23 protein-coding genes are annotated in these 22,168 nt (G+C 64.1%); 14 read left to right on the forward strand and 9 right to left on the reverse strand.

Annotation, left to right across the window (positions count from 1 at the left end; genetic code table 11):
- Positions 1-22: 22 nt before the first annotated feature.
- Positions 23-1,456, reverse strand: a complete 1,434-nt coding sequence (locus KAK11_RS16590; protein WP_210810351.1) for a circularly permuted type 2 ATP-grasp protein — start codon at positions 1,454-1,456, stop codon at positions 23-25.
- Between the two features lie 97 nt (positions 1,457-1,553).
- Positions 1,554-3,992 carry a DNA internalization-related competence protein ComEC/Rec2 gene (locus tag KAK11_RS16595; protein WP_210810352.1) on the reverse strand — a complete coding sequence of 813 codons (2,439 nt, stop codon included), beginning with the start codon at positions 3,990-3,992 and terminating at the stop codon, positions 1,554-1,556.
- A 70-nt stretch (positions 3,993-4,062) separates the two neighbouring features.
- Here KAK11_RS16595 and KAK11_RS16600 point away from each other — a divergent pair, with 70 nt between their 5' ends.
- From KAK11_RS16600 to KAK11_RS16625, 6 genes are all read left to right on the forward strand, one after another.
- Positions 4,063-4,527 carry a RidA family protein gene (locus KAK11_RS16600; protein WP_210810354.1) on the forward strand — a complete coding sequence of 155 codons (465 nt, stop codon included), beginning with the start codon at positions 4,063-4,065 and terminating at the stop codon, positions 4,525-4,527.
- 2 nt (positions 4,528-4,529) lie between these two features.
- A complete protein-coding gene (locus tag KAK11_RS16605; protein WP_210810355.1) occupies positions 4,530-5,015 on the forward strand; it encodes a disulfide bond formation protein B in 486 nt (161 codons plus the stop codon).
- Positions 5,008-5,712 (forward strand): 2OG-Fe(II) oxygenase, encoded by a 705-nt coding sequence (locus KAK11_RS16610; protein ID WP_210810356.1) that lies wholly within the window; start codon positions 5,008-5,010, stop codon positions 5,710-5,712. The genes KAK11_RS16605 and KAK11_RS16610 overlap by 8 nt, the downstream gene beginning before the upstream one ends.
- A 39-nt stretch (positions 5,713-5,751) precedes the next feature.
- The gene (locus tag KAK11_RS16615) at positions 5,752-5,982 is read left to right on the forward strand and encodes an addiction module protein (protein WP_210810357.1); all 231 of its coding nucleotides are present in this window, start codon (positions 5,752-5,754) and stop codon (positions 5,980-5,982) included.
- Positions 5,979-6,284, forward strand: coding sequence for a type II toxin-antitoxin system RelE/ParE family toxin (locus tag KAK11_RS16620; protein WP_210810358.1), 306 nt, complete (start codon positions 5,979-5,981; stop codon positions 6,282-6,284). The genes KAK11_RS16615 and KAK11_RS16620 overlap by 4 nt, the downstream gene beginning before the upstream one ends.
- 229 nt (positions 6,285-6,513) lie before the next feature.
- Positions 6,514-6,669, forward strand: coding sequence for a hypothetical protein (locus tag KAK11_RS16625; RefSeq protein WP_210810359.1), 156 nt, complete (start codon positions 6,514-6,516; stop codon positions 6,667-6,669).
- A 139-nt stretch (positions 6,670-6,808) separates the two neighbouring features.
- On the opposite strand, the gene KAK11_RS16630 is transcribed toward KAK11_RS16625, so the two are convergent.
- From KAK11_RS16630 to KAK11_RS16650, 5 genes are all read right to left on the reverse strand, one after another.
- Entirely contained in the window at positions 6,809-7,174 is a 366-nt protein-coding gene (locus tag KAK11_RS16630; protein WP_210810360.1) for a hypothetical protein, read from the reverse strand.
- A 201-nt stretch (positions 7,175-7,375) separates the two neighbouring features.
- On the reverse strand, positions 7,376-9,700 hold the full coding sequence (gene parC, locus KAK11_RS16635) for a DNA topoisomerase IV subunit A (RefSeq protein ID WP_210810361.1): 2,325 nt from the start codon (positions 9,698-9,700) through the stop codon (positions 7,376-7,378).
- Between the two features lie 42 nt (positions 9,701-9,742).
- The gene (locus KAK11_RS16640; RefSeq protein ID WP_210810362.1) at positions 9,743-10,480 is read right to left on the reverse strand and encodes a lytic transglycosylase domain-containing protein; all 738 of its coding nucleotides are present in this window, start codon (positions 10,478-10,480) and stop codon (positions 9,743-9,745) included.
- Positions 10,477-11,007, reverse strand: coding sequence for a GNAT family N-acetyltransferase (locus KAK11_RS16645; RefSeq protein WP_210810363.1), 531 nt, complete (start codon positions 11,005-11,007; stop codon positions 10,477-10,479). Before KAK11_RS16645 ends, KAK11_RS16640 begins: the two co-directional genes overlap by 4 nt.
- Positions 11,007-12,989 (reverse strand): DNA topoisomerase IV subunit B, encoded by a 1,983-nt coding sequence (locus tag KAK11_RS16650; protein ID WP_210810364.1) that lies wholly within the window; start codon positions 12,987-12,989, stop codon positions 11,007-11,009. The genes KAK11_RS16645 and KAK11_RS16650 overlap by 1 nt, the downstream gene beginning before the upstream one ends.
- A 200-nt stretch (positions 12,990-13,189) precedes the next feature.
- Between KAK11_RS16650 and KAK11_RS16655 the strand changes: the two genes are divergently transcribed.
- The 5 genes from KAK11_RS16655 to bamC all read left to right on the forward strand — a co-directional run bounded on the left by KAK11_RS16655 (position 13,190) and on the right by bamC (position 17,294).
- Entirely contained in the window at positions 13,190-14,413 is a 1,224-nt protein-coding gene (locus tag KAK11_RS16655) for an MFS transporter (protein WP_246499061.1), read from the forward strand.
- Between the two features lie 8 nt (positions 14,414-14,421).
- Positions 14,422-14,571: a hypothetical protein gene (locus tag KAK11_RS16660; RefSeq protein WP_210810365.1), complete on the forward strand. Its 150-nt coding sequence runs from the start codon at positions 14,422-14,424 to the stop codon at positions 14,569-14,571.
- Positions 14,568-15,182 (forward strand): class I SAM-dependent methyltransferase, encoded by a 615-nt coding sequence (locus KAK11_RS16665; RefSeq protein ID WP_246499063.1) that lies wholly within the window; start codon positions 14,568-14,570, stop codon positions 15,180-15,182. Before KAK11_RS16660 ends, KAK11_RS16665 begins: the two co-directional genes overlap by 4 nt.
- Before the next feature lie 25 nt (positions 15,183-15,207).
- Positions 15,208-16,089 (forward strand): 4-hydroxy-tetrahydrodipicolinate synthase, encoded by an 882-nt coding sequence (gene dapA, locus KAK11_RS16670; RefSeq protein WP_210810366.1) that lies wholly within the window; start codon positions 15,208-15,210, stop codon positions 16,087-16,089.
- A gap of 65 nt (positions 16,090-16,154) precedes the next feature.
- Positions 16,155-17,294: an NlpB/DapX family lipoprotein gene (bamC, locus tag KAK11_RS16675; RefSeq protein ID WP_210810367.1), complete on the forward strand. Its 1,140-nt coding sequence runs from the start codon at positions 16,155-16,157 to the stop codon at positions 17,292-17,294.
- A gap of 184 nt (positions 17,295-17,478) precedes the next feature.
- Here bamC and KAK11_RS16680 read toward each other — a convergent pair whose 3' ends face one another.
- Both KAK11_RS16680 and KAK11_RS16685 read right to left on the reverse strand, forming a co-directional pair.
- Positions 17,479-17,721, reverse strand: a complete 243-nt coding sequence (locus tag KAK11_RS16680) for a hypothetical protein (protein WP_210810368.1) — start codon at positions 17,719-17,721, stop codon at positions 17,479-17,481.
- A 307-nt stretch (positions 17,722-18,028) separates the two neighbouring features.
- Positions 18,029-19,153, reverse strand: coding sequence for a JmjC domain-containing protein (locus tag KAK11_RS16685; protein ID WP_375140697.1), 1,125 nt, complete (start codon positions 19,151-19,153; stop codon positions 18,029-18,031).
- A gap of 44 nt (positions 19,154-19,197) precedes the next feature.
- Between KAK11_RS16685 and KAK11_RS16690 the strand changes: the two genes are divergently transcribed.
- The 3 genes from KAK11_RS16690 to KAK11_RS16700 are packed head-to-tail and all read left to right on the forward strand — an operon-like array spanning position 19,198 to position 22,146.
- Positions 19,198-19,719 carry an FKBP-type peptidyl-prolyl cis-trans isomerase gene (locus KAK11_RS16690; RefSeq protein ID WP_210810370.1) on the forward strand — a complete coding sequence of 174 codons (522 nt, stop codon included), beginning with the start codon at positions 19,198-19,200 and terminating at the stop codon, positions 19,717-19,719.
- 19 nt (positions 19,720-19,738) lie between these two features.
- Positions 19,739-21,178, forward strand: a complete 1,440-nt coding sequence (locus tag KAK11_RS16695) for a S1 family peptidase (RefSeq protein ID WP_210810371.1) — start codon at positions 19,739-19,741, stop codon at positions 21,176-21,178.
- Positions 21,148-22,146: an FHA domain-containing protein gene (locus KAK11_RS16700; protein ID WP_210810372.1), complete on the forward strand. Its 999-nt coding sequence runs from the start codon at positions 21,148-21,150 to the stop codon at positions 22,144-22,146. The genes KAK11_RS16695 and KAK11_RS16700 overlap by 31 nt, the downstream gene beginning before the upstream one ends.
- The last annotated feature ends 22 nt before the right edge of the window (positions 22,147-22,168 follow it).

The following is a 22,168-nucleotide window of genomic DNA, read 5'->3' on the forward strand; positions in this document are numbered from 1 at the left end:
TTTTCTCCTTAGGACCGCTCGTTCAATCTTCCAACACCCAGGTGTCTTTGGTGCCACCACCTTGGCTGGAGTTGACCACCAGCGAGCCTTCTTTCAGGGCCACGCGGGTCAAGCCCCCCGGCACCATCTGCACCGTCTTGCCCGAGAGCACAAAGGGCCGCAGGTCGATGTGGCGTGGCGCAATGCCGGCCTCCACAAAGGTCGGGCAGGTGGACAGCGACAGCGTGGGCTGGGCGATGTAGTTAGACGGATTGGCCAGCAGTTGGGTGCGGAACTCGGCGATCTCCGCCTTGGTGGCGGCCGGGCCCACCAACATGCCGTAGCCGCCAGCGCCGTGCACTTCCTTCACCACCAACTCGCCCAGGTGATCCAGCACGTACTGCAGGTCTTTGCTGTCGCGGCACAAGTAGGTGGGCACATTGTTCAAGATGGGCTTCTCGCCCAAATAGAACTCCACCATCTTGGGCACATAGGGGTAGATGGATTTGTCATCGGCAATGCCGGTGCCCACCGCATTGGCCAGGGTGACGTTGCCCGCCTTGTAGGCGCGCAGCAGGCCCGCACAACCCAGGCGTGAGTCGGGGCGGAAGACTTCGGGGTCCAAGAAGTCGTCATCTACGCGGCGGTAGATCACATCCACCCGGCGTGGGCCGCGCGTGGTGCGCATGAAGACGAAGTCGTCTTTGACGAACAGGTCTTGGCCTTCCACCAACTCCACACCCATTTGCTGCGCCAAGAAGGCGTGTTCAAAGTACGCCGAGTTGTACATGCCGGGGGTCAGCACCACCACGGTGGGCTCGTTCACGCCTCCGGGCGACACACTGCGCAGGGTGTCCAACAGCAAGTCGGGATAGTGCGCCACCGGGGCAATGCGGTGCTCGGAGAACAGATCGGGGAAGAGCCGCATGGTCATTTTGCGGTTCTCCAGCATGTAGCTCACGCCGCTGGGCACGCGCAGGTTGTCCTCCAGCACGTAGTAGCTGCCGCTGCCGTCTGGGTTGGCAGCGCGCACGATGTCGATGCCTGCGATCTGCGAGTACACACCACCGGGTACGTCCACGCCCATCATCTGAGGGCGGAACTGCGCATTGCGGGTGATCTGCTCTTCCGGGACGATGCCGGCCTTCAGAATTTCTTGGCCGTGATAGATGTCGTGGATGAAGCGGTTCAAGGCTGTGACGCGCTGGCGCAGGCCTTTCTCCATCTCGCGCCATTCATGGGCGGGGATGATGCGCGGGATCAGGTCAAACGGGATCAGGCGCTCGGTGCCCTCGCCGGCGTCCTTGTCGCCATACACCGCAAAGGTGATGCCGACGCGGCGGAAGATCAGCTCGGCCTCTTCGCGCCGGGCGCGCATCACATCGCGCTCTTGTCGGCCCAGCCAGCGGTCGTAGGTGCGGTAGTGGTCGCGAACCGTGGTGCTGGTCGCGTGCATTTCGTCAAAGCTTGGTCTCATAAAGCGGTCTCCTGCCCGATTGACTGTAGCAACATCCGAGCCAGTTCCTGCCGAGGGCACACCCTAAAGGTGCATAAGCTTTGCAAACGCCGGTGTGTCAGGGCTGCGCCTGCCAATGCCAGTAACGCTGACGCACCACCCGAGTGCAAGCCCCACCCTCGGCGCCCCAAACCCAAGCACCACAGTGGTCGCTGCGCACCACAGGGATGCCTGCCTGGGCATAGCGGGCCAGCACGGCGGGGTGCGGGTGGCCAAAGCGGCTGCGGTAAGCCACCTGGATGATGGCCACGCGCGGCCTCACCGCCTGCAGGAAGGCGGCAGTCGACGAGGTTTGGCTGCCGTGATGCGGCACGACCAGCACCTCGGCCGGCAAGAGGTGAGCACTGTGGGCCAACAGCAGCGCTTCTTGCTCGGCCTCGATGTCGCCCGTGAGCAGCGCGCTGCGGCCTTGGGCATCTGTGACCTTCAACACACAGCTCACGGTATTGGGGCGGGCCAGCGGTGCTGGCGGGCCGGGCTGCGGGTGCAGCACCTCAAAGCGCACGCCATCCCACAGCCAGTGTTGGCCCGCCTCGCAGGGCAGGTGCCGCGCGGCTTTGCGGCGCAGGCCATGGCTGGGCTCCAGGCTGCTGCGCATTTGCAGCACCGGCAGGCCTTCCAACACGGCATCAGCCCCGCCCACATGGTCGGTGTCGCGGTGGCTCAAGATCAGCTCATCCAACTGCCGAATACCCTGGGCTCTCAAGAGCGGCAAGACGATGCGCTGGCCTGCGTCAGCGTCTCGCGCGAACTTGGGGCCAGTGTCGTGAAGCAGCGCATGGTGCGCCGTTCGGACCAGCACCGCACTGCCCTGCCCCACGTCCAAGGCCAGCAACTCAAACTGACCGGGTTCGGGTTTGTTCAGGGGCGGCATCAGCAGCGGCAGCATCAGCAGGCCGGCCAACACACGTCTAGGCCAGTGGCCGGGCCACACCACGCCCAGCGCGCCGATGAGGCCCAGCCCCACCGCCCACCACGGTGCATCGGCCGCCACCCAGCCCGCGCCGCCCCATTGCGCCAAGTGCCCTAAGGCCCACAGCAGGGGCGCCACGGCCCAAGCCGCCAGGCACCAAAAGCCCGACCACAGCATGCCCAGCAAGGCCAGCGGCGTGACCACCAGCGTGACCCAAGGGACGGCGAAGAGATTGGCCACGAAGCCCACCAGAGAGACCTGGTTGAACAAGATCAGCGACAAGGGTGCCAAACCCAAAGAAGCGACCCATTGCGTATGCCACGCTTGGGCCATGCTTCGGCGCAGGCGCTGCGCCCAGCCGAGTGGGGGCTCAGGCGAAGCCTCGGCTTCAGCCAAAGGCGGCGGCTCGGGCGAGGACAGCATCAGCAGGCACACCGCCCCAAACGAGAGCCAGAAGCCGGGTGCCAGCAGCGCCCACGGGTCGCACATCACCACGCCAACCGCCACCCACAGGGCCAGCAGCCAGCCCGGCCAGTTCACGCCCAGACTTTTGAGGCCCGCCCCCAGCGCCAACATGCCCACCGTGCGTTGCGCGGGCACGCCCCAGCCGGCCAACAAGGCATAGCCCACCGCCAAGAGCACACCGCCCCAACGCGCGGCCAGCGGTGCAGGCCACCACAAGCAAAGCCGGGCACTGCGCCGCCAGCCCCAGCCCACGGCGCGCGAAGCCATCCAGGCGAACAAAGTGATGTGCAGACCGCTGATGCTGATGAGATGCGCGATACCGGTGCGCCGAAAGACCTCCCACTGCGGGCCTTCAATGGCCGCTTGGTCCCCCACGCTCAGCGCGGCCAGCACGGCAGCGGCTTGGGCATCGGGCACGGCCAGCAGCACGCGGTCGCGCAAGGCCTGGCGGGCTTGCTCGATGGGCGCGTCCCACAGGCTGGCGGTAGCCAAGAGCCGGGCTGGCAGGGCCGATGGCGCGCGCACAGCCCCCACCGCGCCCAATTGCCGCTCGAACAGCCACAACTCGGCATCAAAGCCGCCAGGGTTCATCACGCCATGCGGGCGCTTCAAGCGCACCGGCAACTGCCAGCGCTCCCCCGCCTGCAGGGCCTCTGGTGGGCCGGCCAGCAGGGCATCCTCTTGCCAGCCGCGCCGCCATGTCAGCCACAAGCGCTGAGGCACCTGCACCACCGCAGAGGGCGCGGCGAGGTCTTGCGCCTGCTCCACCTCGAACACAAACTGCACGCCGTCGGCGGTGACTTGCGGCATGTCCACCACCTTGCCCACCAGCAGCAGCTCTTGGCCTTCCAACTCAGGTTGAAGCACGGCCTGCAAGCGGGCAATGGCGCGGACCTCGGTTTGACCCCAGGCCAGCAAGGCGGTGCCCACCACCATGCACAGCACCGCCAGGGCTTGTGCACCACCGCTGCGCCAACGGCGCCAGGCCCACAGCGCAACAGCCCACAGCCATGCGCCCAACAGCATGCCCGCCTGAGCCCACGGCCCAGACCAGCAGCGCGCCTGGGTCAGTTGAGCAAAACAACCACCCAGTGCTGCCAGCGCGACCAGGGAGAGCACCCATGGCCATCGGATAAGCATCCCCCAGTGTAGGATGACCGGCTTTCAGATTTCCCCTTGGAGAAACCCCATGTCTGTTGCTGCTCGCCTGAAGGAATTGGGCATTGAGCTTCCCCCCATCGCCATCCCTGCTGCGGCCTATGTGCCCTTCGTGCAAACCGGCAATTTGGTCTTTTTGTCCGGCCACATTGCCAAGAAAGACGGCAAACCCTGGGTGGGCCAGTTGGGCCTGACCATGGCCACCGAAGAAGGCAAGGCCGCTGCCCGCGCCATTGCCATCGACCTGCTGGGCACACTGCAAGCCGCCTGCGGCGACCTGGACCGTGTGGCCCGCGTCGTCAAGGTGATGAGCTTGGTCAACTCCACCTCCACCTTCACCGAGCAACACTTGGTCACCAACGGCTGCTCTGAACTGCTGGGCGAAGTGTTTGGCCCCACCGTCGGTGCCCATGCCCGCAGCGCCTTTGGCGTGGCGCAGATCCCTATGGGGGCTTGCGTCGAGATTGAACTGATCGCCGAACTCAAGGCCGACTGACCATGCGTCTGCCCTCTTCACGCCTCGTTTTGCTCGGCATCACCGCAGCCGCCTGGGGCGCGGTGGGGGCCGCCTTGGTGTCGCAGTTTCATTACGATATGCAGCCTTGCCCTTGGTGCACGCTGCAGCGTCTGATCTTCTTGGTGATAGGCGCCCTGACGGCCCTGGCCGCCGCCCTGCCCCACGGCGCTGGCCGCAAAGCCTTGGCTTGGTTGGCCACGCTGATGGCCGGCTGTGGCGTGGCCGCGGCCCTGTGGCAGCACAAGGTGGCCGCACTGGACACCATGGGCTGCGCCCAAACATTGGCCGACAAAATCCTCTCCAAGCTGGGCTTGTTTGACCTGGCCCCGGATGTGTTCGCGCCCACGGCCTCGTGCGCCGAAGCCTCGGTGGACTTGCTGGGCGTGCCTTATGCGCTGTGGAGCTTGGCCTTGTTTGCCTTGTTTGGCCTGACCACCACCGCCTTGGCCCTGCGCCGACATGACTGAGCCGACGACCGACTTCATCCAGGTGGTGGACGGCGCCTTGAGCGCGCCTTTCTGCCAAGCCCTGATCGACGCTTTTGAGGCCAGCCCGCACCGCGTGGCGGGGCAAACCGGCGCGGGGGTGGACGAGAGCAAGAAGATCAGCACCGATCTCTACCTCAACCAACACCCCGAGTGGCGCCCCGCGCTGCAAGAGATCCAAAAGGCCACCACCCTGCATTTGGCCGAGTACTTCAAGCGCCACCACTTTGCGCTGATCGCGCCCATGGCGCTGACAGTGCAACACCCCGAGACGGGTGAACCGACCGCGCTGACCCACGACAACTTCGACACCGTGGGTGCCCCCCAGGCCATGGACCTGATGCGCACGCTCTACCGCTTAGGCCCCATCCAGATGCAGAAGTACCCGCAGGGCCGGGGCAACTACAACTACTGGCACTGCGAGCATTACCCCGACAACGCCCGCTGCGAAACCCTGCACCGCAGCCTGCTGTTCATGTTCTACCTGAACGACGTGGCTGAAGGCGGCGAGACCGACTTCTTCTACCAGCAACGCAGCATCCAGCCCCGCACCGGCCGCATGGTCATGGCTCCCGCCTACTTCACCCACACCCACCGGGGGCGCGTGCCGATCTCGGGCGATAAGGTCATCTTGACGAGTTGGGTGTTGTTGAATCGGGCGGAGGCTTTGTATGGCTGAGGTCGACCGATAAACTACCAGCCTCAACCGGAGCCCGCCATGCCAGACCGCGTCGAAGAACTCGCTGCCCAAGGTTTCTCATTGCCACCTGCCGAGAGGGTGCGGCTGCTGGATTTGTTGCTCGATTCGCTGAATCAGCCCCGTTCAGACGCCGAAGACGAAACCTTGAAGCTGGAGATTGCGCGCCGCGTCGCCGCACATGAACGCGGAGAAGGCCGTCTCTACGAGATGGATGAAGTCTTGGCCGAAGCGGCCCGCATCGCGCCTTGAAGCCACTACTGCTTCGGGAGGAAGCGCGCGCCGAGTTGTTGCGTGAGACGCTTTACTACGAGGGTCAGCGGCCAGGCACTGGCAAGCGCTTCAGGGAGGCCGTGGCCCAGTCCTTCGGCCTCATTCGACGATTTACATCGGGCGGAGCACCCGGACCTGCAGGGACACGTAAGTCCAAGGTGCGCGGCTTTCCGTTCACGGTCGTCTACAGAGACGAGCCCGAGTCCATCATCGTCTTTGCCATCGCACCCGATAGGCAGCAAACCGGCTATTGGCTGCCGCGCATCAGTGATAAAGGCTGAGGCTGCGAGCGCGCTCCAATGACCACCGCCAGGGCCCAAGACAGCTCAATCTTCCGACTCCACCTACCGGTTTTGGCGATGTGGGGCTAGTCTCCTTTCCGTTCACAACCCTGTCGGGCACCATGGCCACCGTCTCCTGCTGTAGCGAAAACAGCCATCAGCGCAATATCCTCACATCGCCAACTACGTGCGTCAGTCATGAGGCCCTGCCGCAACCTTGGCCAGCGACTTGCAGGTAACCGACATCGTCAAGACCTCGGTGCTCAAGCCCGCGATCACGACCATCGAGCAAAGTCTCGCGACCCGCACCATGGGCCAGTTGCGCCCCGATGACGCCCAAGCCTTGCGCGATATCCTCGCTGAGGTCATTGCGTTTGACCCTTAAGGTCATTGATTAAGTTCCGGTGCCATATTGGCCAGACAGCCAACGCCTCGTTGCATCAGCCCAGCCTAATTGGGGGCCAAAGGTTCGAGATCTGGTCCTTTTGACGCACAGGCTCCAACTTACGCAGGTCACGCAAATCTCACTCGTTGTCCTCACGTGCCCATTTCTCAGCCTCTTGGACGCCTTCAGCGCTCTCAACGAGAAAGGCGTACGACTTCGAGAATGAGAAGGCATTGCTCTGCTTGGCAGCAGCAACAGCTTGAGGTGAGTCGCGCGGAACATCAGCTAAGTCAGCCAATCTAGTGAGCTGAGCATAAGAACGCATGAACTTCTTTCCCGTCACTATCGATGTGAAGTTCAATGCAGCTCCCACCGCTCTAGGTTCATAGTACTCACCGCAAGCAGCCAGCGCATCTGCATAGTCTGTGAAAGGAGCGCGGTCACGCAGAACCTCATTGCCCGCCTTGATGGTCAAGAAATACATCGCTTCGTCCGATTGCTGCAAAGATTGATCTTCTGTCCAGGGGGCAACGGGGCCGCCTTAAACACATCCTCAAAGTTTCCCGCGTTCCAGCTCGGCAATCAACGGGCCGACACAACCCAATGACAGATCGACCGCTTTGGCGACGGTGGACACGGTCCAACAGCCGCAAGCGTCAGCGCACCTAAGGGCCCATTTGCAGCGGCAAAGCAGCAAAGCCCCTGCTCAACTCGGCAACACCCTCATCACCTTCACCGCCCCCTCGATCTTCAGCCCCTTGCGGGCGCGCTTGCCTTGGTGGCGGCTGTAGGCCACGCCGCTGATGACTTCGTCTTTGGCCTTGCCGGCGCGGCCGGTGCCCAGCACGCGCACGCTGGCTTGGCAAGCGCTGACCGAGATGAGTGGGTCTTTGGCGTCCACGTCCATCAGGGTCAGTCCACGGCCACCATTGGCTTGGAGCTTCAGCTCAGCCAAGGGGAAGACCAGCAAGCGGCCGGTCAATGAGAGGCAAGCCACTTCCTGGAGTTGCGGCGGCACGGGCGCGGGTGGCAGCAAGGCTTCTGCGGCGTCCAAGGTCAAGAAGCTCTTGCCGCCCTTTTGGCGGCTGTTCAGGTCGCTCAAGCGGGCCAGCAGGCCAAAGCCGCCGGTGTTCGCCAAGAGCAGCACTTGGGTTGCCGGGCCTGCAAAGTAGTGGGCCAGTTGCGTCCCCGCTTCCAGGTCGATCAGGCTGGTGATGGGTTGGCCATCGCCCCGGCCGCCGGGCAGGCCGGCCACGGCCACGCTGTAGACGCGGCCGTTGGAGCCAAAAGCATAGAGCGTCTCGACACTGCGGCAGGCAAAAGTGCCGTAGAGGCCGTCGCCCGCCTTGAAGCTCAGGGTGTTGGCGTCCACCTCGTGGCCTTTGAGGGCACGCACCCAGCCCTTGAGGCTGACCACCACCGTGACGGGCTCGTCCACCACCTTGATCTCGGCCACGGCGCGCTTTTCTTCTTGGATCAGCGTGCGGCGGTCATCGCCATGCTGTTTGGCATCGGCTTCGATCTCTTTGATCACCGTGCGCTTGAGCGCGGCTGGGCTGCCCAAAATCTCTTCGAGCTTGGCCTGCTCTTCGCGCAGCTTGCTGAGCTCTTGCTCGATCTTGATGGCTTCCAAGCGCGCCAGTTGGCGCAGCCGGATGTCCAGGATGTCGTCGGCCTGAATCTCGGTCAGCTTGAAGCGCGCGATCAGCGCTTCTTTGGGCTCGTCCGACTCGCGGATGATGCGGATCACCTCGTCGATGTTCAGCAGCACCAGTTGCCGGCCTTCCAGCACATGGATGCGGTCCAGCACCTTTTGCAGGCGGTGCTGGGTGCGGCGCTGCACCGTGGTTTGGCGGAAGGCCACCCACTCGGTGAGCATCTGGCGCAAGCTCTTTTGCACCGGCCGGCCATCAATGCCGACCATGGTCAGGTTGATGGACGCATTGCTCTCCAAGCTGGTGTGGGCCAGCAAGGTGGAGATCAAATCTTGCTGCTCAATCGTGCGGCTCTTGGGCTCGAACACCAGGCGCACCGCCGCCTCTTTGCTGGACTCGTCGCGCACGGTGTCCAGCACCGCCAGCAGGCTGGCTTTGAGCTGCAATTGCTCGGGCGACAAGGCCTTTTTGCCGGTCTTGACCTTGGGGTTGGAAAGATCCTCGATCTCTTCCAACACGCGCTGGCTGCTGACCCCCGGCGGCAGCTCGGTGACCACCAATTGCCATTGACCGCGCGCCAGCTCTTCAATCTTCCAGCGTGCCCGCACCTTGAGGCTGCCTCGGCCCGAGGCATAAGCCTCGCGGATGTCGGCGCTGCTGGAGATGATTTGCCCACCGCCAGGATAGTCGGGGCCGGGCATCAGGCCATACAACTCGTCGTCGCTGAGTTTGTCGTTACGGATCATGGCCACGGCCGCCGCAGCCACCTCGCGCAGGTTGTGGCTGGGGATCTCGGTGGCCAGGCCCACGGCAATGCCGCTGGCGCCGTTGAGCAGCACAAAGGGCAGGCGCGCGGGCAGCAGCCGGGGCTCCTCAAACGAGCCGTCGTAGTTGGGCACAAAGTCCACCGTGCCCTCGTCCAGCTCATCGAGCAGCAAGCGGGCGATGGGGGCCAGGCGCGCCTCGGTGTAGCGCATGGCGGCGGCGCCGTCGCCGTCGCGGCTGCCGAAATTGCCTTGGCCGTCGATCAGTGGGTAGCGCAGCGCAAAGTCTTGCGCCATGCGCACCATGGCGTCATAGGCGGCCGTGTCGCCGTGCGGGTGGAACTTGCCCAGCACATCCCCCACCACCCGCGCGCTCTTGACCGGCTTGGGCGCCCCACCCGAGCCGCCATGGCCCAGGCCCATGCGCTGCATGGCGTAAAGAATGCGGCGCTGCACCGGCTTGGCGCCGTCGCAGACATCGGGCAAGGCCCGGCCCTTGACCACGCTGAGCGCGTATTCCAAATAGGCCCGCTCGGCATAGTGGGCCAGGGTCACCGCGCTGTCGTCACTGCCACCGGGCGGAGGGGCAAAACTCAAAGGGGTTTGTTCCATTGTTCAGATCATCAGCAGTCTCGAGCGCAGCGTCGCACTCACTCAGCGCAAGGTGGCGGTGGGTGTGGCGGTGGTGGAGACCAAGTTCATGGTTTTGACGTTGCGCTGCTGGCGTTGTTGCAGCAGCTCCCAATAGATTTCAAGCACGAGGTGCACATGGGCCTCGGTTTCGGCAAAGGGGGGCACTTTGCCGCCGTGGCGCTTCACCTTGCCTTCACCCGCATTCCAGGCCGCCAAGGCTGGGGCGATGCCGCCCATGCGGCGCGAGAGGTCGGCCAGCATGCGCGCCCCCGTCATGATGTTGCTGCGCGGGTCGCGCAGGCGCTCTTCCACGGGCCGGGCCGCACGCTCAGCCTTGGTGGCATAGCGCTCGCCGGTGTCGGGGGTGATCTGCATCAGGCCCATCGCGCCTTTGGGCGACACCAAATCTGGCTTAAAGCCGGACTCCACAGCGATCACGGCCTGAAGCAATTCCACATCCACGCCGGTGGCTGCTTCAGCCTCGCGCAGAACGGGCAACAGCGCTTTGACTTCGGGCGCAAAAGCCAGCCACGTCAGCAAGGCTTGGCGAGAGGCCACTTTGCCGGGCACGCGGCCCACGTCTTCGCCACCCTGGCGCAAGACAGGGGTGTAGCGCCTGTCTTCCTTCTTGGACGAAAAATGAGCCACGCCTTGGGCATCGACATAGCCCCACAGAGGCGGCTCAGCTGCGCGCGCACTCACGCCCGACAACCAGACCAGGCTGGCTGCTGCGAGCTGAGGCGCGCCGCACCACTTCATGCGTTCGGGTCCTCTTGGCCCATCGCACGGCGGGCCTGGTATTCGCGGTCGAGCAGGCTCATCACGATCAAATCATCGTAGCCATCGGCACCGTCCACCTGCACGCGCACGCTCTCACGCAGGCGGCCTTCTTCGACAAAGCCTTCGCTGAGGTAAAGATGTTGGGCACGGGTGTTCAGGCCTTTGACATCCAGCCAAAAACGATGGGCCTTGAAGTCTGAAAACGCCATGCGCTTGAGCACCCTCACTGCAGCGCGCCCCAAGCCTTGGCCTTTGGGCTGAAGCACCAAGCGCTTGAGCTCCACGCTGCCATGGGGGTTGCGGCAGCCCTGCAAGATCACAAAGCCCTGGCGCTCGTGGCTCTCGCCGGCCTCGATGATGAAGTGGCGAAAGTCAGGGAAGCGGATCGCGCCTTCATGCTGGGTGCGATCCCAGGGCGTGATGAAGGGCAGGTTGCGGGCATCGTGCTCGATCTCGACCACGGCATCCAGGTCTGAGAGCAGCGTGGGGCGCAGGCGGATGGGCATCAGATGTCCACCTCCACGGCGTCGCCGTGCAGCTCCATCAGGTCACGCCGGGCCTGGGCTTCGCCCTTGCCCATCAGCTTGCTCATCGCGTCTGCGGTGCTCGCAAAATCAAGCTGGCCATACTGCACTTGCAGCAGGCGGCGGGTGTCGGGGTTGAGCGTGGTGTCCCACAACTGCTCCGCACTCATCTCACCCAGGCCTTTGAAGCGGCCAATGCTCCAAGAGCCTTCTTTGACGCCTTCTTTGCGCAGCTTGTCCAGTGCGGCGTCGCGCTCGCCGTCGTCCAGCGCATAAATCTTGGCCGCCGGCTTTTTGCCACGCGCGGGCGCATCCACCCGATAGAGCGGCGGCTTGGCCACATAGACATGGCCGGCTTCGATCAAGCGCGGGAAGTGGCGGAAGAACAGGGTCAGCAGCAGCACTTGGATGTGCGAGCCGTCCACGTCGGCGTCAGAGAGGATGCAAATCTTGCCGTAGCGCAGGCCAGAGAGATCGACGCTGTCGGTGGGGCCATGCGGGTCCACGCCAATGGCCACCGAGATGTCGTGGATCTCGTTGTTCTTGAACAGCAGGTCGCGTTCGACCTCCCAACTGTTCAGCACCTTGCCACGCAGCGGCAAGATGGCTTGGGTTTCTTTGTTGCGGCCCATCTTGGCGCTGCCACCGGCCGAGTCGCCCTCGACCAAGAACAGCTCATTGAGCTGGGTGTCACGGCTTTCGCAGTCGGTCAGCTTGCCGGGCAGCACGGCCACGCCGGAGCCCTTGCGCTTCTCCACCTTTTGACTGGCGCGCTGGCGCGTCTGGGCTTGCTTGATCACCAGCTCGGCCAGCTTTTTGCCGTGCTCCACATGCTGCGAGAGCCACAGCTCCAAGGCCGGCTTCACATAAGCGGACACCAAGCGCAGCGCGTCGCGGCTGTTGAGCCGCTCTTTGGTCTGGCCTTGGAACTGCGGGTCCAAGACCTTGGCGCTCAGCACAAAGCTGGCGCGCGAGAACACGTCCTCCGGCATCAGCTTCACGCCCTTGGGCAGCAGGGAGTGCAGCTCGATAAAGCCCTTGATGGCGCCAAACAGGCCGTCTTTGAGGCCGGCCTCGTGCGTGCCACCGGCCACCGTGGGGATCAGGTTGACATAACTCTCGCGCAGCAAGGCACCGTCCTCGGTGAAGGCCACGCACCAGGCGGCGCCCTCGCCTTCGGCAAAGTTGTCGTCTTCACCGCTGCCTGCGTAGTGCTCGCCCTCAAAGAGCGGGATCATCGGGTCGGCGGGCAGCGACTGCTGCAGATAGTCGCGCAGGCCGCCCTTGTAGAGCCAAGTTTGGACGTCCCCCGATTTTTCGGTGGTCAGCGTCACCGTCACACCCGGCATCAGCACGGCCTTGCTGCGCAACAGGTGCATCAACTCGTGGCGGGGCAGCTCAGCGCTTTCAAAATACTTGGCATCGGGCCACACGCGCACCGAGGTGCCTTTTTTGCGCTCACCGGCTGCCGCCGGGCGCACTGCCAAGGGCTCGATGACATCGCCACCCGAGAAGGTCAAGGCGGCCGCTTGGCCGTCGCGCCACACCGCCACTTGCAAGCGCTTGGCCAAGGCATTGGTCACGCTCACGCCCACGCCATGCAGGCCGCCCGAGAAGCTGTAGGCGCCGCCCGAGCCTTTGTCGAACTTGCCGCCCGCGTGCAGGCGGGTGAACACGATCTCCACCACGGGCACCTTTTCTTCAGGGTGCAGGCCAAAGGGAATGCCGCGGCCGTCGTCGTCCACGCTGACGGAGCCGTCGGCATGCAAGGTCACGGCAATGCGCTTGCCATGCCCGGCCAGGGCTTCGTCGGCCGCGTTGTCGATGACCTCTTGCACGATGTGCAGGGGGTTGTCGGTGCGGGTGTACATGCCGGGCCGTTGCTTGACGGGCTCCAGGCCTTTCAGGACACGGATAGAGGCTTCGCCGTAGGTCGGCTCAAGGGGTGCAGGTCGGGTTGCCATGGCGGGGGATTGTAGGAAGCGCGGTGCCGGGTCAAGCGCCAGACAAGCGCTGAAAAGTCGGCTGTGTTTTCATACAGTCTACGTCAGGAGCTCCCAAAGCCCGCGCCGAGCGCGCCACAAAGTGATCTCGACGGCCGCCTCCCGGGCGGCTGTCACCCGCGCAGCAGCGGCCGCGGCGCGCATGGGCTAAAGTGCCCGCGATGCGCGCGACCTCTTCCCCCACCCCAGCCACGCTGTCGATGTTCCAAGTGCTGCTCTGCGGTGCGGCCATCGTGACGCTGTCCATGGGCATTCGCCACGGCTTTGGCTTGTGGCTGGCCCCCATCACCACCGAGCGCGGCTGGACGCGCGAAACCTTTGCCTTTGCGCTGGCCATCCAAAACCTGGCCTGGGGCGCCGCAGGGCCGGTGGCGGGCATGTTGGCGGATCGCTTCGGCGCCTTCAGGGTCTTGATCATCGGCTCGCTGATGTATGCGGGCGGCCTGGTGCTGATGGGCTTGGCCACCTCGGGGCTGGCCTTCACCGGCAGCGCCGGGGTGTTGCTGGGCATGGCGCAGTCGGGCACCACGTATGCCGTGGTTTATGGCGTGATTGGCCGCAATGTGGCGCATGACAAGCGCTCTTGGGCCATGGGGGTAGCTGCCGCCGCCGGGTCTTTTGGTCAGTTTTTGATGGTGCCGGTGGAGAGCTGGTTGATTGGCTATGCCGGCTGGCAAAACGCGCTGTTTGTGCTGGGCTGCGCCGCGTTGTTCATCATCCCGCTGGCCTTTGGCCTGAAAGAGCCCGCGCTGGCCAGTGGCACGGGCCAGCCCAAGCAGAGTGTGGGCGCAGCGCTCAAGGAGGCCCTGGGCAACCCCAGCTACCGCTGGCTCACGGCCGGGTACTTTGTGTGCGGCTTTCAGGTCGTCTTCATTGCGATTCACATGCCCAGCTACCTCAAAGACAAAGGGCTTGGCCCTGAGGTCGCCACGGCTGCCTTGATGCTGATTGGCCTGTTCAATGTGTTTGGCACGTACATCGCCGGTAGCTTGGGCCAGCGCATGCCTAAAAAGTACATCCTGTCGACCATCTATGCCTTGCGCTCAGTCGCCATCATCATCTTCTTGTTCGCCCCACTGACGCCTTGGAGCGTCTACCTGTTTGCCTCGGTGATGGGCTTTTTGTGGCTGTCCACCGTGCCGCCCACCAATGCCATCGTGGCGCAGATTTTTGGCGTGCAATACATGTCCATGCTGGGCGGCCTGGTGTTTTTCAGCCACCAAATCGGCTCCTTTGCGGGCGTCTGGTTGGGTGGTTTGCTCTATGACGCCACCGGCAGCTACGACATCGTCTGGTGGATCTCCGTCGCCTTGGGCGTGTTTGCCGCCTTGGCCAACTTGCCGGTGCGCGAGGCGGCCCTGCAGCGTGTTCCCGCCGCAGCATGAGCCCCACCATGGCCCACGACCCCACGCCCCAGCGCCGCCGATGGTTGGCGGTGCTGGTGTGGGCGGCCGTCGCGGCTGCCCTGCTGCTGGTGGCCCAGTCCTACCTGAGCCCTCACCTGGTGGTGGACTTGGCGAATCGAGTCTGGAGTTGCTTTTGAGTCTGGTTCATGTGGTGCAGGCCGAGGGCCATGGCGCGGGCGCCGCGCCCTCACCCTGGGTGACGCGCTGGGCGCATTTGGCCCCGCCGGGCTGCCAGGTTTTGGATTTGGCCTGCGGCGCTGGCCGCCATCTGCGCTATTTCGCGGCGTTGGGCCACCCGGTTTTGGGGGTGGACCGCGACGAGATCGCGCTGGCCAGCCTAGCCCGCTTGCCCGAGTTACAAGGTCGCGCGCAGTTCTTGAGCGCTGACATTGAGAACGAGGCTTGGCCTTTGGCGGGCCAGCAGTTTGGTCTGGTGGTGGTCACCAATTACCTGTGGCGGCCCCTTTTGCCGGCCATCGTGGCGGCGGTTGCACCGGGCGGCGTGCTGCTTTACGAAACTTTTGCAATGGGTCACGAGCGGGTCGGCAGGCCCTCTCGGCCCGACTTTTTGCTGCAGCCCGGCGAGCTTTTGAGCGCCTGCGCCACCCTGCGCGTCATCGGCTACGAAGACGGCACCGTTGATCAGCCCTTGCGCGTCATCCAGCGCATCGCGGCGGTGCGCCAGCCCGAGTCTTCTTCTGGCACTCTGGGCTGGCCCCTGGCCAAAGAGGCCTCTGCTGCGGGCTAAAATCAGTGATCCCGAAGGAAACCCAATGAACCGGATTAAAGGCAGCATCCCGGCGCTTGTGACGCCCATGCATGAAGACGGCAGCGTGGACTACACCACTCTGAAGTCCTTGATCGACTGGCACATCGCCGAAGGCACCGACACCATCTGCGTGGTCGGCACCACGGGCGAATCCGCCACCGTCAGTGTGGAAGAGCACTGCGAAATCATCCGCGTGGCCGTGCAGCACGCCGCGGGCCGCCTGCCCATCATGGCGGGCGCCGGGGGCAACAGCACCGCCGAGGCCATCGAGCTGACCAAATTCGCCAAGCAAGTCGGCGCCGACGCTTCGCTGCAAGTCGTACCCTATTACAACAAGCCCTCGCAAGAAGGCATGTACCGCCACTTCAAGGCCATTGCCGAGGCGGTAGACCTGCCGGTCATGCTCTACAACGTGCCCGGTCGCACCGTGGCCGATATGCAGCACGACACCGTGATGCGCCTGACCCAAGTGCCCGGCATCTTTGGCATCAAAGAAGCCACCGGCAATATTGAACGCGCGGCCTGGCTGATCAAGCATGCGCCCAAGGGCTTCAAGATCTTCTCGGGCGATGACAACACCGCCGTCGCCTTGATGCTGCTGGGCGGCCACGGCAACATCAGCGTCACTGCCAACATCGCTCCGCGCCTGATGCATGAACTGTGCGTCGCCGCCACCAGCGGTGAGATCCAACGTGCCCGCGAGATCCACTTCAAGCTGCTCTCGCTGCACCGCGACCTCTTCTGTGAAGCCAGCCCCGCACCGGCCAAATGGGCCCTGCATCGGCTGGGCCGCTGCCGCCCCACCGTGCGCTTGCCCTTGGTGGAGCTGACCGCCGCCGGACAAGCCACTGTTGAGGCCGCCCTCAAAGATTGTGGTCTGATCTGACCTTTCTTTCTCTCTCTCGCCCATTCACGGCTGGGCACTGACCCGGCCTCTCGGAGACGCAACAAGTGACCCAACCGACCGCCAACAAGCCTGTGCGCACCGCCCTTGTGGGCTTGACCCTGGCCCAGGCTCTGGCATTAGGGGGCTGCTCTGCCCTCAGCGATCTGACCTCGGGTGACCGCATCGATTACCGCAGCGGTGCAGCCAAGACCAACCCCTTGGAAGTGCCCCCGGACCTGACACCGCTGGCCAAAGACAGCCGCTATCTGCCGCAGGCAGGCGCCATCAGCGCCAATGCCTTGCAGCAAGGCGCTGGCAAGCCGGCCAACGCCAGTCAATCGGTGGCTTTGAACCAATCGTCCGATGTCCGCATCGAGCGTTCGGGCAGCCAGCGCTGGTTGGTCAGCAGCCGCACGCCAGAGCAACTCTGGCCCCTGGTCAAACAGTTTTGGCTGGACCGCGGCTTCACCCTCAGCACCGAAACCCCCGAAGCCGGCGTGATGGAAACCGACTGGGCCGAGAACCGCGCCAAGCTGCCGAATGACTTGATCCGCAACACCCTGGGCCGCTTGATCGACTCGCTCTACTCCACCGGCGAGCGCGACAAGTTCCGCGTGCGCCTGGAGCGCAGCAAGACCGGCACCGAGATCTACCTGAGCCATAAAGGCCTCGAGGAAGTCTTGACCGGCGACCGAGTGCGTGACGGCTCGACCGCTTGGACCCAGCGCGCCCCGGACGCCAACCTTGAAGCCGAAATGCTGACCCGGCTGATGATCAGCCTGGGCGTGCGTGAAGAAGCCGCTCGCACCGCCGTGGCAGCCACCACTGCTCCTGTGGTGGCCAAGGCCCGCGTGATTGCGGGCGACAGCGCGGCACTGCAAGTGGATGACACCATTGAGCGCGCATGGCGCCGTGTGGGCCTGGCCCTGGATCGTGGCGGCTTCACCGTGGAAGACCGCGATCGCGCTCAAGGCATTTACTTTGTGCGCTTTGTGGACGCCAAGGAAGCCGCCAAGGACGACGGTTTCTTTGCCCGCCTCTTCAGCAGCAAAGACGCTGTCAACCCGCTGAGCCGCTACCGCATCGTGGTGACGGCCGATGGCAGCAATACCCGCGTCAGTGTGCAAAACAGCCAGGGTCAACCCGATAACTCGGCCAACGCCCAAAAGATTGTGGCGCTGTTGGTTGAAGAGCTGAAGCTCTGACACCGGCGGTCTCGCACGATGCATCAGGGGCCTCTCGGGGCCCCTTTTTCATGCCCGCGCGTGAGGCCTCAGCCGCCGCATTGCGCGGGTCAGGCTACTGAGCGAAGGCCGGACGCAAAAAAGCCGCCCGAAGGCGGCTTTTTGAGCCCGGTACAGCCTGGGCCGTACCGAAGTGCTGAGCAGCTTACTTGGAAGCAGCAGAAGCAGCAGCGTCAACCACGGCCGAAGCGGCAGCGGTAGCAGCAGAAGCAGCAGCGCCGACAGCGGTAGCAGCGGAAGCAGCAGCGTCAACAGCAGGAGCAGCAGCCGAAGCAGCCACGGCAGCAGCCGAAGCGGCCATGTCGGCAGCAGCAGCCTCAGGCTTCTTGCCGCAAGCGGCCAAAGAAGCAACAGCGATCAGGGAAGCCAACAGGAGCGACTTGTTCATGGGAATCCTCAATATAGGTCGAACGAAATTACCAGTAATTTTGGAAGCCCGCTCTTTGGCGCGCCTCCTCCTCACAACTCACAGAGAACCAAAGACCAGAAACGACACTGATCACCAGAGTTAGTGTCTCCAGCGAGGTACTTTCCTGAGCCTAGCCTCTGATTATAGCCACATTAGGGAACAACCCTATACAGCCATGAAACCCACGATCAAGGTGGTCTCTCTATGTTGCAAAACTGCGTCAAGAGAGCCACTCTCGTCGACAAAAGTCCCTCATTCAAAGGGTTTGGGCCTCAATCCCATAAGGCTATTCAAGACCGTGTAGCCAACCACTGCAGGCCCAATCATTGAGCAACTCAAAGGCATCGGGGCTCAATGCAGCCACTTCTTTGGCGCTGAGTCGCCGCTCATTGGCCAAGCGCTGCATCAAGCGGGCATCTTTGCCACCGGCGCGGAAGGACTCGCCGTTGATGTAGATGCAACGCGCATCAAACATCATCCGGGTTCGCGCGTCCAAGCGAGCGCCCTGACCCGGCTCCACCGGCTCACCGGAAGCAAACCAGACAATGTCCTTGGGCTCGGTCAGCGTCTCGCCCAAGGCACAGTGCAGGCTGTGCATGTCGTTCAGCGCCTCGATCACCGCTTTGGCCGCAAAGGTCTGCAGCGCCTCTGGGATCAAGCCCGGCTGGTCGGTGGCGCTTTGAGCGGGGTCGCGATAGTGCGGCTCTTGCTCGGGCGCCTCTAGCGCATCAATCATGCGCTGCAAGACCTCACGCGCGGTTTGCGTGGGCGTGGGCGTGCGGAAGCCCACCGAGCAGGTCATGCAATCCTCGCTCTCGGCGATGCCGTCGTGGCCCCAGCGCGGCGGCACATAGAGCATGTCGCCCGGCTCCAGCACCCACTCTTCGGTCGGCTCAAACTGTGCGAGCAGCTTGACTGGCATGCCCGGCACCAGGCTGTGGTCCTTGACGGGCCCCACACGCCAGCGACGCCGGCCGCTGACCTGCAGCAAAAACACATCGTAGGAGTCGGTGTGCGGGCCCACGCCGCCGCCGGGCGTGGCATAGGAGATCATCACATCGTCGAGCCGTGCCTCGGGCACAAAGCGGAACTGCTGCAAGAGCTCATGCGCGGCGGGCACATGCAAATCCAAACCTTGCACCAGCAGGGTCCAATCCGCCTGCTTGGTCGAGGGCAATTGGCGCCGCCCAAACGGGCCGTGACGCAGCTTCCAAGCGCCGCCCTTGCGGGTGATCAGCCGAGACTCCACATCCTCGCTGCCGGCCAGGTCAAACAATGCGCTGCGCGCCAAAGGGGGCTGCACGCCGGGGATGGCTTGCCGGATGAGGCAAGGCTTTTTCTGCCAATAGCGGCGCATGAACTGCGCGGGCGAGAGGCCCCCCAACAGGGGCAAAGTGCGTGTGGGATCGATGCTCATGGGCTCGATTGTCCACGGCCTTGTGCGATCATCCCTGGATGAACATCACTTCTCCTTGCGTGGTGACGCTCACTTGGGTACTTTCTGATGCCCAAGGCCAGCTCATCGATGAATTGACCGATCCCGTGGAGTTCTTCTACGGCGGCGAAGACCTGCTCCCCAAGGTCGAAGAGGTCCTGCTGGGCCAACACGAGGGCTTTGAAGCCCATCTGCACCTGGAGCCTGAGCACGCCTTTGGCGACTACAACCCTGAGTTGGTGTGCTTTGAAGAGCGCGCTCTGTTCCCAGAACAGATCGAAGCCGGCATGCAGGTCGAAGGCCTGCCTGAAGGCGCGCAAAGCGCCGACATGCCGCAGGACCTGATCTACACCATCACCGAGGTCTACCCCACCCACGTGGTGCTGGACGCCAACCACCCGCTGGCCGGCATGGCCCTGCGCATTGCCCTCAAGGTGGTCGATGTGCGTGAAGCCACCGAGGACGAGCAAAGCGCCGGCTCGGTCAGCGAAACACCGCTGTCCCTGATGCGTGGCGCACCACCCGACGCCTCACTACACTGAGCCCCGATTGCGCCACTGCATGACGCCCTCCTTCAAGACCCCTGCGCCCAAACTTCGGTGCCTGCGCTGGGCTGCGACCGCCCTTGCAACGGCCTGCGCTGCACTGGCGACGCAGGCCGCACCGCCCGCCTCTCCCACGCCCCTGGCGGCGGCTGATGCCGCCTCCACCGCCGTGACGGAGATCGCCCCGCCCACCGACGCCGCACCGCCCTCGTCGCTGGGCCAGCGCATCTACAGCCAAACCAAGCCGCGCCTGCTGCAGGTGCGCACCTTGCTCAAGACCCAAGACAGCCAGTCCTCAGTCGGTTCAGGCTTTTTGGTGAGCAATGACGGCCACCTGATCACCAACTACCACGTGGTCAGCCAGTACGCGCTCAAGCCTGACCGACACCGCTTGGTCTATGTCTCGGCGGACGGCCAGCAAGGCGCGCTGGAGCTGCTGGCCGTGGATGTGATCCACGATTTGGCCCTGCTCAAGCCGGCCGACCCTAAGGCCTTGACGGGGCGTGGCGCGATCAGCTTCCGGCCCAGCAGCCTGCCACTGGAGCGTGGGGCGCGCATGTTCGCCTTGGGTAACCCGCTGGATGTGGGCTTTGCCGTCAACGAAGGCGCCTTTAACGGCCCTGTCGAGCGCAGCTTCACCGAAACCCTGTTCTTTGGCGGCGCCATGAGCCCCGGCATGAGCGGCGGCCCGGCCCTGGACGAGCAAGGCCGCTTGGTGGGGGTGAACGTGGCCAAGCGCTTGGATGGCGAGCAGGTCAGCTTTTTGATCCCGGCCAAGTTCGCCGAGAGCCTGCTGAACAATGCCCGCAACGGCAAGCCGATCACGACACCGGCCTATCCGCAGCTCACCGAGCAAATCACCGCCCACCAGCAAAAGCTGACTGAACGCTTCATGGCCCAGCCGTGGCGCTCGGCCGGGCACAGCCGCTACACCATCCCAGTGCCTCAAGAAACCTTTATGCGCTGCTGGGGCCAAGGTGCGGGCAACAGTGGCAACCGTGGCCTGCAGTTTGAGCACACGAACTGCGAGATGGACAGCCGCTTGTTCATCAATGGCAGTTTGGACATTGGCCACATTGGCGTGCGCCACGAGGTCTATGACGGCAAGCGTATTGGCCCGCTGCGCTTTGCCCAGCGGCACTCCGGCAGCTTTGGCAACGAGCACTTTGGCTTTAAGTCCAGCCAAACCACGGCGCCCCAGTGCAAAGAACGGACCGTGCATGCGGGCGACAACGCCAGTGGCCTGCCACTGCGCGCGGTGGTCTGCATCTCGGCCTACAAAAAGCTGCCCGGTCTCTATCGCATGGGCGTGCTGGTGGCCACGCTCGACCAAAGCACAGGCGGCGTTCAAGGCCGCTTGGATGCGGTCGGTGTCAGCTTCGACAACGGCCTGAAACTGGCTCAACACTACATCAACGGATTCGGATGGATCGCCCCACAGAACGCGTCGCGCTGATCGAGGTGCTGGACCGTGACGGCCAAGTGCTGCGCACGGTGGATGTCCACACCTGGCCCATCAGCCTGGGCCGCAGCCTCAGCAACGTGGTGGTCTTGGACGACCCACACGTTTCAGCCTCTCATGCGGTGTTGGAGCGTGCGGCTGACGGCACGGTGCTGCTGCGCGTGGGCGACACGCTCAACGGCGTGCAGGTCGGCCGCCGACGCCTGAGCGCAGGCAGCCAAGCCGCCTTGCAAGACGGTGTCGACACCTTCACGCTGGGCCAAAGCCGCATTCGCCTTCGTCTGGCCGAAACCCCGCTGGCGCCCGAGCAAGCGCTGACCACGGCCGAGACGCCGCTGGCCGTGATGACCGGCCTGATGCTGGCCCTGGTGCTGATGGCCGTGGCCGAGCATTGGGTGTCCACCGACCCCGGCGGTGAATGGACGCAATGGCTGGGCGTGGTGCTGGGCTTGCCCCTGGCCCTGGCTGGCTGGTGCTTGATCTGGGCCTTGGCCTCCAAGCTCTTCAGGCACGGTTTTGACTTCCGCGGCCACATGGCCACGGTGCTCAAGGTGCTGGTGCCGGTGCAGGTGGCCGAGTTGTTGCTGCCCCAGTTGGCCGCCAGCCTGGACTGGCCGGTGCTGTGGCAAGCAGTGCACCTGATGGCGCCGCTGGCTTTAGCCGTCTTGGTGTGGCAGCACGGCCAGCGCGTGCTGCCCAGCCGTAGCCGCACCGTCAGCCTGACGGTAGGCGCCCTGACCCTGGCCGGTGTGGGTGTGACAGCCGTGATGCAGCACCAGCGCACTGAGAGCCTGAAGCAAGCGCCCTATATGAGCACCCTGCCCCTGCCCGCCTTGCGCTGGCATGCCAGCGTGCCCGCAGAGCAGTTCATGAACGAGGCCCGCAGCCTGGAAGAAGGCCTGAAGGCCCGGGTGGCAACGGCGCAAACCGACGACAGCGACGACGAGCTCGACGAAGAGTAAGCACGCGCCCAGCGCGTACTCA

The organism is Ideonella paludis, from assembly GCF_018069865.1.
Lineage (GTDB): Bacteria > Pseudomonadota > Gammaproteobacteria > Burkholderiales > Burkholderiaceae_C > Ideonella > Ideonella paludis.

Bases quoted from the DNA above. Each gene is read 5' to 3' on its own strand.
- KAK11_RS16590 (WP_210810351.1), bottom strand. From the start codon at position 1,456: ATGAGACCAAGCTTTGACGAAATGCACGCGACCAGCACCACGGTTCGC.
- KAK11_RS16600 (WP_210810354.1), top strand. From the start codon at position 4,063: ATGTCTGTTGCTGCTCGCCTGAAGGAATTGGGCATTGAGCTTCCCCCC.
- KAK11_RS16605 (WP_210810355.1), top strand. From the start codon at position 4,530: ATGCGTCTGCCCTCTTCACGCCTCGTTTTGCTCGGCATCACCGCAGCC.
- KAK11_RS16610 (WP_210810356.1), top strand. From the start codon at position 5,008: ATGACTGAGCCGACGACCGACTTCATCCAGGTGGTGGACGGCGCCTTG.
- KAK11_RS16615 (WP_210810357.1), top strand. From the start codon at position 5,752: ATGCCAGACCGCGTCGAAGAACTCGCTGCCCAAGGTTTCTCATTGCCA.
- parC (WP_210810361.1), bottom strand. From the start codon at position 9,700: ATGGAACAAACCCCTTTGAGTTTTGCCCCTCCGCCCGGTGGCAGTGAC.
- KAK11_RS16640 (WP_210810362.1), bottom strand. From the start codon at position 10,480: ATGAAGTGGTGCGGCGCGCCTCAGCTCGCAGCAGCCAGCCTGGTCTGG.
- KAK11_RS16645 (WP_210810363.1), bottom strand. From the start codon at position 11,007: ATGCCCATCCGCCTGCGCCCCACGCTGCTCTCAGACCTGGATGCCGTG.
- KAK11_RS16650 (WP_210810364.1), bottom strand. From the start codon at position 12,989: ATGGCAACCCGACCTGCACCCCTTGAGCCGACCTACGGCGAAGCCTCT.
- KAK11_RS16655 (WP_246499061.1), top strand. From the start codon at position 13,190: ATGCGCGCGACCTCTTCCCCCACCCCAGCCACGCTGTCGATGTTCCAA.
- KAK11_RS16660 (WP_210810365.1), top strand. From the start codon at position 14,422: ATGGCCCACGACCCCACGCCCCAGCGCCGCCGATGGTTGGCGGTGCTG.
- dapA (WP_210810366.1), top strand. From the start codon at position 15,208: ATGAACCGGATTAAAGGCAGCATCCCGGCGCTTGTGACGCCCATGCAT.
- KAK11_RS16680 (WP_210810368.1), bottom strand. From the start codon at position 17,721: ATGAACAAGTCGCTCCTGTTGGCTTCCCTGATCGCTGTTGCTTCTTTG.
- KAK11_RS16690 (WP_210810370.1), top strand. From the start codon at position 19,198: ATGAACATCACTTCTCCTTGCGTGGTGACGCTCACTTGGGTACTTTCT.
- KAK11_RS16695 (WP_210810371.1), top strand. From the start codon at position 19,739: ATGACGCCCTCCTTCAAGACCCCTGCGCCCAAACTTCGGTGCCTGCGC.
- KAK11_RS16700 (WP_210810372.1), top strand. From the start codon at position 21,148: ATGGATCGCCCCACAGAACGCGTCGCGCTGATCGAGGTGCTGGACCGT.